The 2,305-nt window shown below is 37.5% G+C and carries 2 protein-coding genes and 1 pseudogene; 2 read left to right on the top strand and 1 reads right to left on the bottom strand.

Annotated elements, in window-relative coordinates:
* Positions 1 to 231: pseudogene (locus DYY66_RS07275) on the top strand (alcohol dehydrogenase); the annotation flags it as partial.
* A 318-nt stretch (positions 232 to 549) separates the two neighbouring features.
* On the top strand, positions 550 to 774 hold the full coding sequence (locus tag DYY66_RS07265; RefSeq protein ID WP_166287555.1) for a MaoC family dehydratase: 225 nt from the start codon (positions 550 to 552) through the stop codon (positions 772 to 774).
* 385 nt (positions 775 to 1,159) lie between these two features.
* Here the strand turns inward: DYY66_RS07265 and DYY66_RS07255 are convergent, their stop codons facing one another.
* A complete protein-coding gene (locus DYY66_RS07255; RefSeq protein WP_166287549.1) occupies positions 1,160 to 2,053 on the bottom strand; it encodes a hypothetical protein in 894 nt (297 codons plus the stop codon).
* Positions 2,054 to 2,305 lie beyond the last annotated feature (252 nt).

The raw sequence follows: 2,305 nt of genomic DNA, 5'->3' as shown, positions 1-2,305 counted from the left end.
GCAAGAGTAGAGGTATTCCGTGGAGCATTGCGACCATTTGCAACAACTGTCAACCAAGAACTAAGCGATGTTCTAAAATCAAGACTTCGAATGTACTTGGTACTGCCAGGAAGTGTTGACGGTACAGAGTCTGTCAATGAGAATACAATCAAGGCAGTAAACTATCTTACATCTGGAAAAGCAGTTGGAAATGCCGAGATAATTTACTATCCAGATGAAACAAGATCCTGATGAAAAAGTTTTCTGAGCTAAACGTCGGAGACGAGTTTTATTCAGAATGTGAAATTACACCACCAGAACTTGACAGCTATCTCTTGTTTTCAGGAATCAAAAATATCATTTATGAAAACAAGGAAGCATCAAATGAGAAAAAAATGGTATCAGGGCGAGCCATACTGTCANTGACAGCTATCTCTTGTTTTCAGGAATCAGAAATATCATTTATGAAAACAAGGAAGCATCCAATGAGAAAAAAATGGTATCAGGAAGAGCAATACTGTCCAAGATGGAAGGAGAGTTTACAAGACTGGAATCATGTATGGTAACCTCTTGATCTTTTATGGAGTTGACGGCGACCCTGACTGGAACAACAGGCAGACTAGATTTCTAAAACCACTCTACACTGGAGAGAAGTTAAAGATAAAATTTAGAATCTCTGAGAAACGTGAACTCAATGAAGAGTTTGGTTTGATTGCAGTAGATTTTGATGGGATCAATCAAGAAGACAAGACGGTTGTTGTATCAAAAAGAAACCTGTATCGGATGAAACGTTGATTTGAAATAATAATCAGAGTTCTTTGGACTAACTGTTAGTCAGAGTCCTTGTTCTGCTCGTGTTTATTGCCATTCTGCTTGTCTGGACCAAAATGATTTCCTTTGTCCACATCATTTTCGTGATCTTGCTCATTGTCGTGTCCATCATTGTGAGTTGAGTTGGATAAAACCGCGATTGGTTTTTCTTCGCTGTCATCAGATGTGGCGTTTTGATGCGAGTCTTCTAGGTGCGACATACCAGATTCCAGAGTGTTAGTTTTTTGTTGGAGTGCACTTACTTCTTTTTCAAGTCCAGTTATCCTTGAAAGCAGATNAAGAAGAACCTCAAATAATTTTGATATGAAAAATGAATTTCAATCCTAAAAAAAGATCTTGTATCAATATTTTAAGGATTTTTTACATGTACCTGAATTGATGCACTAGCAACATTACCAAGATCGTCAGTAATTGTTGAAGTGACTTTGTAAACTCCAGGTATGTCAGGAACAAAATACGTAAAATCGCCAGCAGTTCCCGCAAGAGATGAAGTAGAACCTGATGGCGCGGACAGACTCCATAGATTCTGCCAGCCGAAGGGACTTAACATGTGGGCACGAAGATCTACTTCGGTACCAGGCAGAACAGAGCCACTTGGACTGAGAGTAATTGCGATTGAAGGACATGGTACTTTGATGACTGCATTACCAGTAAGATGTACTGAGTTGGAGAATACGGATTTGCAAATATCATTAATTGTACCAGTATTAGTCAAATTTCCTCCTTTATTTTGGATCAAATTGGCGTTGTCCATGGTGCCAAAGTTGTCTATTTCAGAGAGTTGAAAGTTTGTAATCGTTCCACGATTTACAATCGTACCATAGTTACTTGTAGTGTGATGCGAGTGATTGTTCAATACCGCACCAAAATTGTTAGCAACATAACGATTTACATCATTGATTATAGTACCATAATTCTGGATAATTCCGCTATTAAGAATAGTTCCGTTATCTCCTGTCACTTTGATTGTTCCAGTATTGTTGATTGTTATGCCAGATGCAATTTTAATTATAGCATTATCGGTGATAGTTCCTGCATTATCAACGTTATCGGATGTAGTGACATATACCCCAAATGGAATTATTTTGTCATCAGTAGAAGATGGTACACTTCCTCCCCAGGTAGCAGGATCATTCCAATCTCCGCTTTGTGTTGCTGTGAATGTGAGAGCATGTGCATCATGGCCCGCAATTGAGAATAGTGCAGAGACTATTGTTAAACATAAAATTATGTAATATTTCAAATTGTATCAGCCACCATACTTTGCATAATGGTAATCATAATTTGTCGATTATTCATTTTTGATACATCCCGTACATAATTTAAAAACTTGGTGTAGAATAATGATGTAGTAATATTCTAAATTAATCATATTTTTTTGAGATGTGAGTACTATAGACTCACAGTACAAATCGTTCATCTAATTTTCCACTTGACAAAAAATCAAAACTAGTTATGACCTACCAGCGCGTCAGCGACAAGATTGATTGCAGTA

It is taken from the genome of Candidatus Nitrosotalea sp. FS (genome assembly GCF_011319475.1).
Classification (GTDB): Archaea; Thermoproteota; Nitrososphaeria; order Nitrososphaerales; family Nitrosopumilaceae; genus Nitrosotalea.
Note: the sequence above shows the minus strand (reverse complement) of the source record. Positions and strands in the feature narration are given on the sequence as shown.